This is a genomic window from Mesorhizobium sp. M7A.F.Ca.US.005.03.2.1, from assembly GCF_003997795.1.
Lineage (GTDB): Bacteria > Pseudomonadota > Alphaproteobacteria > Rhizobiales > Rhizobiaceae > Mesorhizobium > Mesorhizobium ciceri.
Map to the genome: position 1 here is coordinate 1 of NZ_RZRP01001309.1, position 1,097 is coordinate 1,097.

The following is a 1,097-nucleotide window of genomic DNA, read 5'->3' on the forward strand; positions in this document are numbered from 1 at the left end:
CAAGCCCGTTGCTGGTTTGAGCGGGCGGCCAATGCTGGCATGGTCGACGCGCAGGTGGCGTTTGCCGAAATGCTTCTCAACGGACGTGGCGGCGCCTGTTTGCCTCAGGCTGCCGCGCAGTGGTTCAAGCGGGCAGCCGCAGCCGGGCACGCCGGGGCTATGTTTGCGATCGGTGCCCAGTACGCGAATGGCCAAGGTCTGTCCTTCGACCCGGTCGCAGCGCAGAAATGGTTCGCGGCCGCCGCCGAGCGGGGACATGGCTATGCCCAACTCATGCTCGGGGGCTATCTCTGCAATGGTCGTGCCGGGGAACACAACCCGGTAGCAGGCCGCCTTTGGCTCGAGCGAGCATTTGCGCAGGGTGTTCAGGAAGCGGCGAATGAACTCTCATAGTTTGCCTCGAAGGCTGGCTCTGCGGGGGCCATAGGTCTGGTGGAAGAGCTACGCTCTGTTTAGGATCCGAGCACCGAGCGCCAATTATCGCTCCTGATTGTGGTCCTTAAATTGGGCCGAGCGGACTCGCCGCTGCAGCGGGACGCCAAGGACGGTGTCGTTTAGGCAACCGCGAAGAGATCGCGCCAAGAAACCGAGATTGAATTGGCCGGCGCCTGGCCAGCGGACGCCAGTCGGGATAGGGAGCGGGCCACACGGAACAGATCCGCCGCCGGAAAGTGGATGCTGCCCGGAAAAGCCCGTCCTCGATCTTGCCCGATGGCCGCTACCGGGGAGCAAGATTGCTTGCCATCGCATGCCGGGACGTCTCAACCGTCGACATATTCCTGCTCGAATCCAGCAAACTTAGTCAGGCCCTGCTGATCGAGCACACGAACGTGGCCCTGCCGAAATTCGAGAAACTTGCGCTCGCGCAGTTCCCGCAGCATCCGGTTGACATGAATGGGAGTGAGTCCCAGTGCGTCCGCCAGATCGTACTGGGTGAGAGGGCATTCATAGCTGTTGCGCGTGACAGAGCCGATTCGTTCCAGACGCGTCATCAGTTCGAGGAAGAGATGCGCCGTCCGCGCCAAGGCGCTGCGTCGTCCCACATTGGTCAGATGTTGAGCGACAACCGCTGCATTGTGCACGAGGGTTTCGAGAAC

1 protein-coding gene and 1 pseudogene are annotated in these 1,097 nt (G+C 61.9%); one reads left to right on the forward strand and one right to left on the reverse strand.

Annotated elements, in window-relative coordinates; genetic code table 11:
- A pseudogene (locus tag EN991_RS37310) lies at window positions 1–393 on the forward strand (SEL1-like repeat protein); the annotation flags it as partial.
- A 368-nt stretch (window positions 394–761) separates the two neighbouring features.
- Here EN991_RS37310 and EN991_RS37315 read toward each other — a convergent pair.
- Window positions 762–1,097, reverse strand: a 336-nt coding sequence (locus EN991_RS37315) for a Crp/Fnr family transcriptional regulator (RefSeq protein WP_164769710.1), incomplete at its 5' end; no start/stop codon positions are given.